Annotated in this window: 12 protein-coding genes and 1 tRNA gene; 7 read left to right on the plus strand and 6 right to left on the minus strand. The window is 60.8% G+C overall.

What is annotated here, in order from left to right:
• Positions 1 to 24 precede the first annotated feature (24 nt).
• Complete coding sequence (gene carA / locus FD715_RS01110; RefSeq protein WP_147103960.1) at positions 25 to 1,173, minus strand: glutamine-hydrolyzing carbamoyl-phosphate synthase small subunit; 1,149 nt, start codon at positions 1,171 to 1,173, stop codon at positions 25 to 27.
• 205 nt (positions 1,174 to 1,378) lie between these two features.
• On the opposite strand from carA, the gene FD715_RS01115 reads away from it, so the two are divergent.
• On the plus strand, positions 1,379 to 1,846 hold the full coding sequence (locus FD715_RS01115) for a GatB/YqeY domain-containing protein (RefSeq protein ID WP_147103963.1): 468 nt from the start codon (positions 1,379 to 1,381) through the stop codon (positions 1,844 to 1,846).
• Positions 1,847 to 1,964: 118 nt separating this feature from the next.
• On the opposite strand, the gene FD715_RS01120 is transcribed toward FD715_RS01115, so the two are convergent.
• The 3 genes from FD715_RS01120 to ctaD all read right to left on the minus strand — a co-directional run bounded on the left by FD715_RS01120 (position 1,965) and on the right by ctaD (position 5,492).
• Entirely contained in the window at positions 1,965 to 2,456 is a 492-nt protein-coding gene (locus FD715_RS01120) for a DUF2244 domain-containing protein (RefSeq protein WP_147103966.1), read from the minus strand.
• A gap of 90 nt (positions 2,457 to 2,546) precedes the next feature.
• Complete coding sequence (locus FD715_RS01125) at positions 2,547 to 3,164, minus strand: peptidoglycan-binding domain-containing protein (RefSeq protein ID WP_147103970.1); 618 nt, start codon at positions 3,162 to 3,164, stop codon at positions 2,547 to 2,549.
• 654 nt (positions 3,165 to 3,818) lie between these two features.
• Positions 3,819 to 5,492: a cytochrome c oxidase subunit I gene (ctaD, locus tag FD715_RS01130; RefSeq protein WP_147103973.1), complete on the minus strand. Its 1,674-nt coding sequence runs from the start codon at positions 5,490 to 5,492 to the stop codon at positions 3,819 to 3,821.
• 378 nt (positions 5,493 to 5,870) lie between these two features.
• Between ctaD and FD715_RS01135 the strand changes: the two genes are divergently transcribed.
• A complete protein-coding gene (locus FD715_RS01135; protein WP_147103976.1) occupies positions 5,871 to 8,351 on the plus strand; it encodes a Hint domain-containing protein in 2,481 nt (826 codons plus the stop codon).
• 91 nt (positions 8,352 to 8,442) lie between these two features.
• Here FD715_RS01135 and lipB read toward each other — a convergent pair whose 3' ends face one another.
• Entirely contained in the window at positions 8,443 to 9,099 is a 657-nt protein-coding gene (gene lipB, locus FD715_RS01140; RefSeq protein ID WP_255450627.1) for a lipoyl(octanoyl) transferase LipB, read from the minus strand.
• A gap of 4 nt (positions 9,100 to 9,103) precedes the next feature.
• A complete protein-coding gene (locus tag FD715_RS01145; protein WP_147105129.1) occupies positions 9,104 to 9,778 on the minus strand; it encodes a DsbA family oxidoreductase in 675 nt (224 codons plus the stop codon).
• A gap of 157 nt (positions 9,779 to 9,935) precedes the next feature.
• On the opposite strand from FD715_RS01145, the gene FD715_RS01150 reads away from it, so the two are divergent.
• The 5 genes from FD715_RS01150 (at position 9,936) to FD715_RS01170 (ending at position 14,426) form a co-directional block, all read left to right on the plus strand.
• Positions 9,936 to 11,630: a peptidoglycan-binding domain-containing protein gene (locus FD715_RS01150; RefSeq protein WP_223274692.1), complete on the plus strand. Its 1,695-nt coding sequence runs from the start codon at positions 9,936 to 9,938 to the stop codon at positions 11,628 to 11,630.
• Between the two features lie 122 nt (positions 11,631 to 11,752).
• Positions 11,753 to 11,839, plus strand: a tRNA-Leu gene (locus tag FD715_RS01155).
• 120 nt (positions 11,840 to 11,959) lie between these two features.
• On the plus strand, positions 11,960 to 12,871 hold the full coding sequence (locus tag FD715_RS01160; protein WP_147103984.1) for an MBL fold metallo-hydrolase: 912 nt from the start codon (positions 11,960 to 11,962) through the stop codon (positions 12,869 to 12,871).
• Positions 12,868 to 13,812, plus strand: a complete 945-nt coding sequence (locus tag FD715_RS01165; RefSeq protein ID WP_147103987.1) for an MBL fold metallo-hydrolase — start codon at positions 12,868 to 12,870, stop codon at positions 13,810 to 13,812. The genes FD715_RS01160 and FD715_RS01165 overlap by 4 nt, the downstream gene beginning before the upstream one ends.
• Positions 13,809 to 14,426 carry a Crp/Fnr family transcriptional regulator gene (locus FD715_RS01170; RefSeq protein WP_147103990.1) on the plus strand — a complete coding sequence of 206 codons (618 nt, stop codon included), beginning with the start codon at positions 13,809 to 13,811 and terminating at the stop codon, positions 14,424 to 14,426. The genes FD715_RS01165 and FD715_RS01170 overlap by 4 nt, the downstream gene beginning before the upstream one ends.
• Positions 14,427 to 14,493 lie beyond the last annotated feature (67 nt).

Consider the following 14,493-nt stretch of genomic DNA (forward strand, 5'->3'; position numbering starts at 1 on the left):
AAGTTGTGCTTTTACCGCGAGTATTCAACCTGTTCGGGAGGCCATCGCCTCTGCGAAGCGCTCAAACAGGTAATAGCTGTCCTGAGGGCCGGGGCTGGCCTCGGGGTGGTACTGGACGGAATAGACCGGTTTGCCCTCGACCCGGATGCCGCAATTCGAGCCGTCAAAGAGGGAAGTGTGCGTCTCAATCACACCGTCAGGCAGGGTTTGTGCATCCACGGCAAAGCCATGGTTCATCGACGTGATTTCGACCTTCCCGGTCTCCAGATCCTTGACCGGATGGTTGGCGCCGTGGTGGCCGTGGTTCATCTTGACCGTTCTGGCGCCAAGGGCGAGGGCCAGCATCTGGTGACCCAGACAGATGCCGAAAACGGGTAGGTCTTTTTCCAGCACGTCGCGGATCATCGGAACCGCATATTCACCGGTCGCGGCTGGGTCGCCGGGGCCATTTGACAGGAACACCCCGTCCGGGTCGTGGGCCATCACCTCGTCCGCCGTCGCGGTGGCGGGCAGGACGGTGACATCGCAACCGGCCGAGGCGAGGCAGCGCAAGATGTTACGCTTGGCGCCGTAGTCCACGGCGACCACTTTGAACTTTGGGTCCGTCTGTGGCGTGTAGCCCTCTGGCCAGGCCCAGCGTTTTTCGTTCCAACGATAGGACTGGGCGCAGGTGACGTCCTTGGCGAGGTCCATGCCTTCCAGCCCGGCGAAATCGCGGGCCGCCGCGACGAGCGCTTCGATGTCAAACGTGCCGTCTGGGTTGTGCGCGAGGGCTACGTGCGGTGCGCCCGCCTGGCGAATGGCGCGGGTCAGGCGGCGCGTGTCGACCCCACCGATCGCGATGCGCCCCCGTGCCGCGAGCCAGCTGGACAGGTCTTGTGCGGCGCGCCAGTTCGACGGGTCGGTCGGCATCCACTTGACAACCATGCCCGAAGCGACCGGATCGCCGGTTTCGTCATCTTCAGGGTTCACGCCGACATTGCCGATATGAGGGAAGGTGAAGGTCACGACCTGACCGGCGTAGGAGGGATCGGTCATGATCTCCTGGTAACCGGTCATGGCGGTGTTGAAACACAGTTCAGCCTCGGTCTGTCCTGTGGCGCCAAACCCTTGACCGTAAAAGAGAGTTCCGTCGGCGAGGGCGAGGCAAGCGGTCGGTTCGGCAGGCGTCATGGCAGGGTTTCCTGGTGCAGGCAAAAGCGGATGGGTGCAGGCAAATTGCGCGGAAACTAGTGTGGGCGTGAGCGTTGGTCAAGTCTGTTCATCAATTTACTTTGTGCAGTGAAAACAAGTGTTTAGGTGATTACCATGCACTTGCCACAACCGTGCGTATGACCTAGTTTGGTCATTCAACACGTGCCATGGGGATGGACATCAAATGGATTTGCGCACCAAGATTTCGGCCGCGCTCAAGCAGGCCATGAAAGACAAGGATGCAGACCGACTATCCACGCTGCGCCTGATCAATGCCGCCATCAAGGACAAGGATATCGACGCCCGTGCTGCCGGTCAGGACGACGGCGTGGGCGAGGGCGAACTTCTTACGATCCTTGGGAAAATGGTCAAGCAGCGTAAAGAAAGCGCCAAGACCTATGAGGAGGGCGGGCGGCTGGACCTGGCCGAACGCGAGATGGCCGAGACTGAGGTCATCGAGGAGTTCCTGCCGCAGAAACTGGACGATGCAGCCTCCGCCAAGGCAGTCGATGATGCTATTGCCGAAGTGGGTGCCGACAGCATCCGTGACATGGGCAAGGTGATGGGTGTTCTGAAGTCCAAATATACCGGTCAGATGGATTTCGGCGCGGTGGGGCCGATGGTCAAGGATAGGCTATGCGCAGCGTCCTGAGTTGGGGGCGCTCGGCCTTGATACTGGCGGTGGATGTATGAGGTAGCGCCGGGCTAACTGCTGCGTTTGAAAGGTAGCACCCCATGCTTAATGGGTGGGCCAGTCGCCTTTGCACCGTTCATTCCGATGTGCGCCGAAACGCGCGCTGCAGCTCATCGTAGAGCGCTATGCGCTCCTCTTCGCTCAGGAACGCGCCAATCTCGACCTCGCGGCCCTTGCCTTTGAGCGTGACGTAATGCGGCACTGGGCCCTGGTCGTCGTATTTTGTCACCTGCGTCCAGTAGCGGTTGCAGTCCCATTCCTGCACCTGCCCGTTGGCTTCGGTCCGAGTGAGGTGCGTTGCGTCGGCGTCCAGCGTCAGCACCTCGATGATCTGGCGCGCGCGGCGGTTGCGGCGAAGCGCGAAATACATCGCCCACACAGCCCCAAGCACGAAGGGCAGAAGACCCCACAGGACAACAGAGCCCAGAAGCGGCAGGGCGGGAATCAGGATCAGGGTAAAGGTCGCCAGCACGAAAGCTGCCATGCCGTGTTGCGGCAGGGAGTTGTGCGGCCAGAGGTGCAGTTCCTGCACCTGTGCGTCGGGCGGTGAAGTCCAGCGATAGGGCATGTGATCGTTATATGCCGGACATGCGCGAAGTCGAAGGGCAGGATGTCGCGGGGCGGCATCGCTGTGCCGCCTCGCCTGCTCGGTGCTCGTTTAAAGGTCGGTGAAGGCCGACGAGGACGACGACGACGGCTCTGGGCGCAGTGTGCGCTCACGGGTGCTGCCTGCGGCCAGATCGTCGCGGTAGATTTTGAGCAGTCCGCGTGTGCCATCGGGATGCGAGGCGATGTCTTGGAAGGTCCGGTTGCCGCCCGCTTCGGCGCGGAAATAGGCCGAGGTTAGCAGGTGCTGCTGAAAGCTGGTGAGCGTGCCGGTACCCTCGTAACCCATGTAGCGCTGGTAGTCGGCGATGGCGTCGCGGGTGCGTGATCCGACCTTGCCGTCAATCGTTCCAGCGTCAAAGCCGAAATAGTTGAGCGAGGATTGGATCTCGCGCCCTTCGGGGGTCGCCGGGATCGAGGGACGGTAAGTCTTTTGCGCTGGCGCCCGGTAGGCGCGTTGGGTCGTGGTGGTGGTGCGTGGCGCAACGGCGCGGCTTCGTGCGGCTTGCCGTGCTTTGTTCTTGCGCACTTCGTTGTTGATGATCGCGCCACCGATTCCGCCGATGATGGCGCCAGCGATAAAGTCGCGGGTGTCCGCTTCGGCACGGGTGGTAGGCACGAGGGCGAGCGAGGCCGCGATGGCGGCTGAGACAAGAATTTTGGACAGCATGACTGCTCCTTTCGTTCGTATCGCCTGGTTCCGGGTTGTTCGGGCAGCACGGTGGTCAGGCAGCTATATGATCGGCATATGGGGCAGGGGAGTGGTCGTGGAAGATGGTTTGAGAGCCTCGCGCGCGCGTGGGCGGCGGTTCGCGCGTTTTGGTTGGGTCTTGGGCGGGAGATGGCCCAGTTTTGTTACGTGATATTGCATAACAACGGGGGTGGGGGTGCGGTTTTACATTGTTTCTTGGGGCGCTGCCCCGAATTCCGGAGTTTATCTGGCAAGATGAAGGTGGATCAGGTGCGCCCATCGACTGGCGGCCCAATGCAGAACAAAGGTATCGCGAACAAGAGCGCTTCGCTGATGATCCAATGTCCGTGTGCGTAGCAACGCAGTAGGTGTCGCGATACACCTCATCTCTTGGCTGTGACATTAGAACAGACGGCGTTGTGATCGCGGCACTCAGCCTGCCGGCAACAACAAGTGCCAAAGCTTTTGTGGCAAGAATTCCGTGCAACTGTAGTTTGTGCAACGTGCCGACGGTCAGTGGGAGAAGCGTTATGAGTGCTGCGGCTGCTTAGACAATCTGCATTAAGACAGCCTCAATAAAAAAGGGCCCCAGTCGCCACCGGAGCCCTTTGGTTTTTTTACATCAGACCGCGCTTAGTGCGAGGGCTGCTTGTCCCAGTCTTCCTGCTTGGGCAGGATTTCGAACGTGTGTTCCGGCGGCGGGCTGGGCAGGGTCCATTCCAGCGTGTCCGCGTATTCGTTCCACGGGTTGTTTTCTGTCACCTTGGCACCGCGCAGCAGCGAGTAGGCGATCACCCCGAAGAAGAACAGGAACGAGGCGAAGGACAGGAACGCACCCCAGGACGACCAGGCGTTCCAGTAGGCGAACTGCTCCGGGTAGTCGATGTAGCGGCGCGGCATGCCCTGACGGCCCAGGAAGTGCTGCGGGAAGAAGGTGATGTTGGCACCGACGAACATGGTCCAGAAGTGAACTTTACCAGCCCATTCGGGGTACATGCGGCCCGTCATCTTGGGGAAGTAGAAGTAGATCCCTGCGAAGATGGCGAAGACAGCACCCAACGACATCACGTAGTGGAAGTGTGCCACCACGTAGTACGTGTCGTGGTAGTAGCGGTCCACGGCGGCCTGCGACAGCACGATGCCTGTCACCCCACCCACGGTGAAGAGGAACAGGAAGCCGAAGGCCCAGAGCATCGGTGTCTTGAACTCGACCGAGCCGCCCCACATCGTGGCGATCCACGAAAAGACTTTCACCCCTGTGGGTACGGCGATGACCATCGTGGCCAGCATAAAGTAGGCCTGCTGGTTCAGCGACATGCCGACCGTGTACATGTGGTGTGCCCACACGACAAAGCCCAGTGCACCGATCGCGATGATCGCCCAGACCATCGGCAGGTAGCCGAAGACAGGCTTGCGCGAGAAGGTGGCAATCACGTGGGAGATGATGCCGAAGCCGGGCAGGATGATGATGTAGACCTCGGGGTGGCCGAAGAACCACAGGATGTGCTGGTAGAGCACAGGGTCACCGCCGCCTGCCGGATCAAAAAAGGTGAAGCCGAAGTTGCGGTCCATCAGCAGCATGGTGATCGCGCCAGCCAGAACCGGCAGAGACAGCAGGATCAGCCACGAAGTGACAAAGATTGACCACGAGAACAGCGGCACCTTGAAAAGCGTCATGCCCGGCGCACGCATGTTCAGGAAGGTGGTGATCATGTTGATCGCACCCAGGATCGAGGACGCGCCCGAGACGTGGACCGCGAAGATCGCGAGGTCCATCGACATGCCCTGTTCGTTGGTCGACAGCGGCGGGTAGAGCACCCAGCCTACGCCAGAGCCAAGCTGGCCATTACCGCCCGGCGCCAGAACCGAGCAGACCGCGAGGGTAGTGCCCGCAACGTAAAGCCAGAAGGACAGGTTGTTCATGCGCGGGAATGCCATGTCCGGCGCGCCGATCTGCAAGGGCATGAAATAGTTGCCAAAACCGCCAAACAAGGCGGGGATCACGACGAAGAACATCATGAGGATGCCGTGGCCGGTGATCAGCACGTTCCACAAGTGCCCGTTGGGCGTACACTCACCCGCGGCAGCGGCTGTCAGGCGTGCGCCTTCCATACACATGTACTGAACGCCCGGATCCATCAGTTCGAGGCGCATGTACACGGTGAACGCGACAGAGATGAAGCCGACGAGGGCCGAGGTGATCAGGTACAGGATCCCGATGTCTTTGTGGTTGGTGGACATGAACCAACGGGTGAAAAAGCCCCGTTCGTCTTCGTGCTCTTGCCCGTGAATGGCTGCGTCTGCCATGCGGTGCCTCCTGGCTGTTGGTTTAGTTCGCACACGGGGTTCCCGCTCCGCGCACGGATTCTTGAGTGGTTCTAAAGTTTTGGCCCGCGCGCATCAATGGAAGATAAGCGCCAAAGCCGGGATGAATTGTCGCGTGTGAATCATGCTGCACATGACACGTGACGTGCCGTCGTGACCTCACTCTGGTCGTGCAGGCGCATCGGAGCGGTGATACAATCCCTGCGTGTATCGCGGCACCGTGTCCAAATCCGCGGCAAAGACATCGAAACGTCACATTTTCGGACCAGCAAGGGCAATATTCATCCCTCGTACGGCCCGAATTTTCGGCCATTGCTGGCCCAAACGCGCCCACGCGCCTCAAGAACCGAGTGCAGGATAATGGCAACGAACGACAACACGAACCCCGGGACCGAGGGTGATCAGGCCATCTCGGGCAGCAGCGGCGCAGATACGCTGACCGGCGCCTTCGGGAGCGACACGATCACCGGTGGCGGGGGGGCCGATGTCCTGCGCGGTGATGGTCCGGTCGAGGGTGCGTGGCACTTCGAGACGTTCGACTTCAACTTTTCCTCGTCCGCCGGGCAGGCGTTCGATATCGAAAGCGGCACGCGCACCGGGTCGGGCTATGTCACTGACTTCAATGAAGGCGGTCTGACCAATACGGTGCGGGGCACCTCGAACAACCCGGCGGATTTCGGGGTCATTTACACCAGCACCCTCAATGTCACAGCGGGTGGCACTTACCGCCTGACCACATCATCCGATGACGGGTCCACCATTCAAATCTTTGATTCCAATGGAAATCCCGTCCAGTTCGCGAACCAAACCGGCGGTACGCTCGACTATCTGAACAATGACTTTCACCAGGCGACGACAACCCGCTTTGGCGATGTGACGCTGGATCCAAACGAAACCTACACGATCCAGATTCGCTATTGGGAGAACCAGGGTGGAGATACCCTGTCGGCGACGATCAGCGGGCCGGACACCGGCAATGCGACCCAGAACCTGCTGACCTCCCCCATGATCGGGACACCACCGGGGCCGGAATATTCGGTCACGGGCACGCCTGCGGGCGTCGAAGGCGATGACGTCATCGCCGGGGGCGGAGGTGACGACACCATCTTTGGTGATGGCGGCAATGACACTCTGTCGGGTGGAGCCAACAATGACAGCGTCGATGGCGGCACCGGCGATGACGTCCTTGCGGGCAACGGTGGCGCAGACACGCTGATCGGTGGGTCTGGCGATGATTCCATGTCGGGCGATGGCGGCAGCGACAGCCTGACCGGTGGAACCGGGGACGACACGCTGGAAGGAGGCAACGGCGCCGACACTCTGGAGGGCGAACAGGGTGCCGACAGCCTCTTGGGTGGTGGTGGCGCGGATGTGCTGGTGGGCGACGACGGCTCGGACAGCACAACGCTGTACGAGGACGATTTTGAATCGGGCGCCAGCGGCTGGTCCAACGGCACAACCGAAACCGATCCCGACCTCGGAACGTCTTTGGGCCGCTTCGGTGCAGGCGACGGGGTCGTGGCGACCGAGCGCACTTTCGAATTGGGCTCTGATTCCGAAGAGGTGCAGGTCGAATTCGACGCCTTGCTGCTCGACAGCTGGGATGGCGAAGACTTTGTGATCACACTCAACGGTGAAGAGGTACGCTTCTCGCACCTGGCGGGTGATACGTCGTCTCCAGCCAGCCAGAGTTTTGTCGGCGCAGACGGCGCGACCTACACGATCGACTTCACCAACGTGCAGACAGGTGAACTGGGTTACACAAACGGCGGATCGGTGTCCAACTCCCAAGACACGATCATGAATGTCGTGATCACGATCACGGACGCGCCCGAAGAATTGACGGTCGGCTTCGGCAGCACACTCAACTCGAGCATCGCGAACGAGAGCTTTGCCATCGACAACTTCTCGGTCGTGCGGGTGGATGCAGTCAACGACACGCTCGAGGGCGGGACGGGCGACGACACGCTGACAGGCGGGGCAGGGGATGACACCTATGTGTTCAATCCCGGCGATGGTGATGACGTCATAACCGATTTTAACGCGGGCAACACTGGCAGTATCAACGACGGCGACCAGACCAACAACGATTTCATCGACCTGAGCGCCTATTACACCAATATCTTCGAGTTACGCGACGATATGGCCGATGACGGGGTCCTGAATCAGTCCGTCGGTGACTTTAGTGACAACACGAGCCTCGGCGGGTCGCTGACCTTCACAGGAGCCAATACCGGGGACCTGACCTTTGACAATACCAATGTCGCCTGTTTCACCGCTGGCGCACTGATCGATACGACCGAAGGACCGGTTCCGATTGAAAAGCTGCGCCGTGGCATGCGTCTGCGCACCTGGGACAATGGCGACCGGCCCGTGCGTGCCGTGTTGCGGCGATCCGTGGATGCGCGGACCACGTTTGCGCCGGTCCATATCTCGGCCGGTGCACTGGGCAACATGCGGGATTTGCTCGTCTCGCCAGCCCACCGGATGCTTATCTCTGACTGGCGGACTCAAATGCTCTTTGGTGCAGATGAAGTGCTGGTGAGTGCGGTCAATCTGGTGCGCGGCGACCTGATCTATCGCGCGCCGCGGCCACGGGTCACGTACTACCACATCCTGATGGATCGGCACGAGGTCATCTATGCAGAGGGCGCACCTACCGAAAGCTTCCACCTCACCCGAGAAGCGGTTGAAGCCGCGGAATTCGGCGACTGCGAAGAGGGCGCTGTCGCCACCGAAATCGCACGGCTGTTTCCCGAGCTACTGATTTGCGCAAGCCGCTGCGTCCGCCCGGTGATGAAGGGCTACGAAGCCAGGGCATTGGCCGGTATGCTAGGCTAGGTCTTTCTTCTGACCGAACATACGTCGGGGGAGACTGCAAGGCGAGGGCAGAGCCCCCAAAAGAATGGCGTCGCGGCACGCGGCCTTGGTACTACGGCTGCGGAGAGAACACGGTGTCGAATGTCTGACGCAGCGCCACGTCCACATCTTCCATTGTCACCGGCAGGCCAAGATCGACCAGTGATGTCACCTCATGCTCTGCAATCCCGCAGGGAACGATGCCATCGAAATGGGACAGGTCCGGTTCCACGTTGATGCTCAGCCCGTGAAAGCTGACCCATTTGCGCAACCGGATGCCGATGGCAGCAATCTTGTTCTCGGCCACAGCCCCGTCAGGTTGGCGCGGTTTTTCGGGGCGCTGTACCCAGACACCGACGCGCCCTTCGCGGATCTCGCCCGTGACGTTGAAGGTCTCGAGCGTCGCGATCACCCAGGTTTCCAGCTGCTGGACAAAGGCGCGGACATCCCGCCCGCGTTTGCCTACGTCAAGCAGGGTGTAGGCCACGCGCTGGCCGGGTCCATGATAGGTGTATTGCCCGCCGCGCCGCGTGTCGAACACCGGGAACCGGTCGGGATCGGTCAGGTCCTCCGGCTTGGCTGATGTCCCCGCCGTGTAAAGCGGTGGATGCTCGACCAGCCATATGCATTCGTCTGCGGTTCCGGCTGCGATGGCCGTGGCACGTGCTTCCATCCACGCCTCCGCCTCGCGATAGTCCGTAAGACCCGGTGTCGTGATCCATTCAACCATCGTTTCAGGCGGCCTCTTGCGCGACCTTGCGCAGAACGTGGGCATAGGTGTCGGCCCCTTGGGCGCCGGTGGTCAGGTAAGTGCCGCCAAAGATTATCGACGGCACGCCGGTGATGCCGTGCCCCGCCCAGAACGCTTGCTGTTCGCGCACCCGATCTTGGTGCGACCCGGTTGTGAGGACGTCATGGGCGGCATTTCGGTCCAGCCCCACCTGTTCAGCCACATCCAACAGTACCGCGTGGTCCGACACGTCACGCGCCTGGGTGAAATGCGCATCGAACAGCGCCAGCTTGAGCGGGTGTTGCCTGCCGTGGGCAAGCGCGAAGTCCAGCAATTGATGCGCAGCGAAGGTGTTGACGATTCGGCTGTCTGGGGAAAATAAGAAGTCGATCCGAAGGCTCGCGCCAAGTTTTTGCAAATGCGCGCGGGTCTCTTCGGATTGCGCGGCGGTGGCCCCGTACTTTTCGGCAATGTGTTCGGTCAGGTTTTGACCTTCCGGTGGCATGTCGGGGTTCAGCTCAAACGGATGCCAGCGGACGCGCGCGCCTATACCTGTGATGGCAAGTGCTTGTTCCAGTTGACGAAATCCGACGATACACCACGGGCACATCACGTCCGAAACGATGTCGACGTCAATCACGGCGGAGGCGCCTTGAGGTGTGGTATCGGGTGCGTTCATCTGCGTGCTCTTGTTCATTTTCAGCACTTTGCCTCTGTCCAATTCCCGGTTTGCGCGAATTTACCAATATCGCAACGGGCGAATTGGTCTGGAATTAATGACTTCGCGAATCCCAATTCGCTGTTACAGTCAGTATATAGTCTTTGGAGATTTAACCATGTTCAGAAAGCCGATTGTCGCTTCCGTCCTTGCCTTGTCCGTTGCTGTTGTTCCTGCCTCACGTGTTGCCGCCGATGCGGGTGATTTCGTGGCTGGTGCTATTATTGGCGGTATCGTGGGTGCGGCTGCAAATCAAAACCGCAAGAAATCGACGGTCAAACGATCGTATTCGAAGAAAACCTACAAGCCGCGTATTCCCTCCACGCAGGAAGGGAGGCAGATTCAGACCTCTCTTAACTATTTCGGGTTCAACGCGGGTGGTGTCGATGGCCAGCTTGGTCAACGGTCGCGCAACGCCATCTCAGCTTATCAGAGTTTTCTTGGCTATCCAGCAACCGGCCAGCTGACCCCGTATGAGCAAAGCCTGCTGATCGGTGCCTATAACAAGGCGCAGGCAGATCCGCTTGGCGCCTCACAGCAGATTGCGTCGCTGGGGCAGGGCAGCCGCGGGCTGCTGATCGCTTATCGGTCCGACCTCGCCGGAGGCACCCACACATCGCCCATCGGTGACACCTATGGGTTGCCGCGCGAAGTGGCCGCATCCGTCAATGAAATCGCGCGCAGTTCGGACCCAAGCGCCCGGCAGCTCGTGCAGCGGTCAGGTTTCATCCAATTGTCCGACATCAACGGCGATGGCCAGACCGACTATGTCATCGACACATCGGTCACCGGCAGCGCATTCTGGTGTAACGCCCAAAGCTGTGCAGTTCGCGTGTTTGCGTCCACCCCGGAAGGGTACGAGCGGAACGATTTCCAGGCGTTCAACGTGACACCGGCCATGTTCACCTGCCAGCGCGGCAATTGTTCGAAGACGGACGGCGCGACCGTCGCCGTCGCTGCGCCAGCACCTGCGCCGGCCCAGCCTGCGCCAACATTGCCCGAGGTGCAGTCGGCTTCTGCCGCGACACTACCCGTGGCCACGGCCATCCCGGCCTCGCCGGGTACGACGGCAGCCGCCGCTGCGGCCCCGTCGGCCTTGCCAAATTTCTTGGGAGGCACCGGATCGGCGCAATCGCTGGCGTCGCATTGCAACACCGTGTCGTTGCTGACCAACACCAATGGCGGCTTTACCACGGCGGACAAGATGACTGACCCGAACGTCGCGCTGAACGAACAGTTCTGCCTGGCGCGCACATACGCCATCGCCAAAAGCGAGGACATGATTGCCAAGGTTCAGGGTTTTACCCCCGACCAGATCGCAGCGCAGTGCGAACAGTTCGGTCCGGCCATGCAGCCCTATGTGGCAGCCCTTGCCCTGAAATCGCAGCCCGAGGTTGTGCAGGATGTCACCAGCTTCATCCTGACCACCGGCATGTCGCCTGCGCAGTTGAAGGGCACGGCCCAGATTTGCATGGGTGTCGGCTACCGCACCGACAACATGGATGTGGCGCTGGGATCCGCGCTGATGATGTATGCCATGGGTGACCATGTGTATGGCGAGATCATGGGCCACCACCTGGCACAGGGCTTCGGCACCGCGCCGCGCGTGGACAATGCGCGCGTCTGGTATGCCGAGGGGCTGAAAGCCATCGATGCAGGGGCCAAGGCGGAGTTTGCGCCCGGCCAGCCCGAGCGTGTTGAGCTGCTGCGCAAGGCATCGCTGCAACTGGGTGTGTCCAATTCGGGCGTCGCACCTGCGCAGCCGACCGTGCAGCCCGTGGCCCTGCCCACATTCGGGATTGCGTCTGAGTGATCCATTCGGATCAGCGTTGAGTGATGAAACCGGGGCCTTTTGCGGGCCCCGGTTTTTCTTTGAGTTTTCGGCTTGGCAAGGGGCGCGTTCGTCGCTAAACCCCGCTCACCAAGTCAAGGCGTGCGGCCGTGGCGGAATTGGTAGACGCGCAGCGTTGAGGTCGCTGTGAGGTAACACTCGTGCGAGTTCGAGTCTCGCCGGCCGCACCACTTCTTCCCCTTCTCTTAAGGTTTTCGCGTGTTCCTGCGGTTTTGCGTCGTTGCGGGAAACATCTTGATTTATGAATTTGTTTGAGAAACATTCAGATATGAGAATTTGAATGTGGGGGGATGCAGATGGATCGGCGATCTTTTCTGGCGCAAAGCGGTGCGGCTGCGGGGTGTGTGGGCCTGTCGCCTTTGGTCGCGCGGGCGGAGTTGGGGGCGGCGTCGCTCACCACTGTGAGCGACGGGAGCCTGACCCTGCCGGGCAGCTTTATCTTTGAGCCGATGCCGCAGGATGCGTTGCAGCCGATCCTTGCGTCTTATGACCTGTCGCCCACGCAATTGACGCCGGAATGCAATCTGGCGCTTTACCGGGATGAGGAGCGGACGGTGCTGTTCGATGTGGGCTCTGGTCCCGATTTCATGCCGACGGCGGGGAGCGTTGTGGACAGTCTGAACGCCCTTGGTCTGGCACCCGACGACGTCACCCATGTGGTGTTCACCCACGCGCACCCGGATCACATCTGGGGTCTGCTCGACGATTTCGATGAACCGGTGTTTGCCGATGCGACCTATATGATGGGCCGCGCGGAGTGGGAGTATTGGTGGAACCCAGAGACGGTTGACACCATTGGCGAGGCGCGGGCGGCCTTTGCCGTTGGGGCGAAGCGGCGGATGGAGATGATTGAGGACAGCGTTGTGCTGTTTGAGGGCGGGCAGGAGGTGCTGCCGGGGATCGCTGCCGTTGCCACCCATGGCCACACGCCGGGGCATATGAGTTTTGAGGTGCGCAACGGGCCTGACGCCGCCCTGATCCTGGGCGATGCGATTGGCAATCATCATGTGGCCTTTCACAAGCCGGAATGGATCAGCGGGTCGGATCAGGATGGCGCGCAGGCCGCAGCAACGCGCGCGATGCTGTTTGATCGTATCATCTCGGAGCAGATGCAGATCGTCGGCTTTCATCTGCCGCAGGGCGGGATGGGGCGCGTGGATCGGACATCGGAGGGGTACGTGTTTGTGCCGGAGGGCGCATGATGCGGGGTGCTGTGGCTTTGGCGCTGTTTGCGGCGCCCGTTTTCGCCAGCGAGGATATTGCGGATCAGTATCCGGGCTCAGTTCTTTATTCCAAACCGGTCGAGGTGATCCCGCATGTGTGGTCCGCCATCGGCGCCACCGCGCCCCCGACCTATGAAAACAGCGGGCACAACAACAACCTGAGCTTCATCGTGACCGGCGACGGGGTGGTCGTGATCAATGGCGGGGCGGCCTATCTGCTGGCCAAGGCGCTGCATGATGAGATCAGTGCCGTCACCGATCAGCCGGTGAAGCTGGTCATTGATGAGAATGGGCAGGGGCACGCGATGCTGGGCAACTCCTATTGGGCGGAGCAGGGCGTGCCAATCCTGGCCCATGTGGATGCGGCACATGAGATTGATGAGCGGGGCAACCGCATTCTTGAGAACATGAAGACGTATAATCGCGACAAGGCCGAGGGGACTTTTGTTGCGCCGCCCACGCGGACCTTTGAGGACAAGGAAGTCATCGAGATGGGCGACTTCCGGATCGAGGTGCTGCACCTTGGTCCCGCCCATGGACCTGGTGACACGCAGGTGTGGCTGCCCGAGCAGGGCATGGTCATTGCGGGTGACATGGCCTTTCACGAGCGGATGTTGCCGATTTTCGAGGATACCATCGCGCTCGATTGGATTGAGACGTGGGATTGTTGTTTTGAGGCGTTGAACGCCACCTATGTCATTCCGGGGCACGGCCATCCGACGAATATGGCGCAGGTGCGGCGGTACACGCGCGACTACCTTGTTCATCTGCGCGAGGTTGTCGGTACGCATCTGGAGGACGGCGGTGATCTGGCAGAGGCTTACTATGTCGATCAAAGTCCCTATGTTCATCTCGATACCTATGAAGAGCTGGCCACGCGGAATGCGGGGCGGGTCTATGAGCAGATGGAATTCGAGTGACGCAGCAAAGCCTTGCGGACTACGCAGATCAGGGTGATCCGATTGCCGCCCCGGATGGCGCGTGCCTGTTTCGGCCCGGTGATGAGGGGCGGGCGTTTCTGATCGTGCAGTCCGGTGTGGTCCGGGTGGAGCAGACGAATGCGGCGGGGCGCACCGTGGTGCTGTACCGCGTGCATGCAGGTGACAGTTGCGTGCTGACGACCACCTGTCTTTTGTCCGGGCGACCCTATTCCGGGTATGGCTATGCGGAGGGGGCCGTGACCGCCGTGGCGATCAGCGCGGCGCGGTTTCAGGCGTTGATGGCGCGGGATGCGGGCTTTCGCGAGCTGGTGTTTCGCGGCTTTGCCCAGCGGGTGGGCGAGTTGACGGATGTGATTGATGCGTTGCTGCTGCACCGCACGGATCTGAAGCTGGCGCGGTGGCTGAGTGGGCAACCGGCGACGGTTGCGCGGACGCAGCAGGACATTGCGCAGGAGTTGGGGACGGCGCGCGAGGTGGTCTCGCGGACGCTCAAGTCGTTTGAACGGCAGGGGTGGATTGCGGTGGAACGTGGCACGATCACCGTTCTGGACCGGGCGGCGTTGGAAAATCACGGATTGCAGGACGGCGTGTGACGAAGTCACAGACGGCTGCGGTGGATCGGGGCAGGGTGCGCGCGTAACCGCAGAATGGAGAGCTTCA

This window comes from Tateyamaria sp. syn59, from assembly GCF_007995245.1.
Classification (GTDB): Bacteria; Pseudomonadota; Alphaproteobacteria; order Rhodobacterales; family Rhodobacteraceae; genus Tateyamaria.